This window comes from Cupriavidus sp. 05T313, assembly GCF_056396665.1.
In genome coordinates, this window is sequence record NZ_JBFTLX010000690.1 from 1 (window position 1) to 388 (window position 388).

Consider the following 388-nt stretch of genomic DNA (forward strand, 5'->3'; position numbering starts at 1 on the left):
GGCGCAGCGCGGTGGCGGACGAGTGGTTGACGCGCAGGCCCATGGTCTCCAGGCCCTTGGTCAGGACCCAGGCGTTGAAAGCGGAAAGCGCGGGGCCGGTGTGCCGCATCAGCTGCTTCACCGGTCCGTCGATGAAYTCYTTGGTRCCCAGGATGGCRCCGCCCAKCACCCGGCCCTGCCCGTCGATGTGCTTGGTACCCGAGTAGACGATGACGTCGGCACCGAGGTCACCGCAGCGCTGCAGCAGGGGRGTGGCRAAKACGTTGTCCRCCACCACGGTGGCRCCGGCSGCRTGSGCSAGCTCRCTSACGGCGGCGATGTCCACGATTTCCTGCATGGGGTTCGACGGCGATTCGAAGAACACSGCMGTGGTGGGCTTGGACAGGGC

General features: G+C 67.6%; 1 protein-coding gene. It reads right to left on the reverse strand.

The genetic code is table 11. The features are described from left to right. On the reverse strand, window positions 1-385 hold a 385-nt coding region (locus AC1DKD_RS42395), incomplete at its 3' end, for a PLP-dependent transferase (protein ID WP_477144888.1). Between the last annotated feature and the right edge of the window lie 3 nt (window positions 386-388).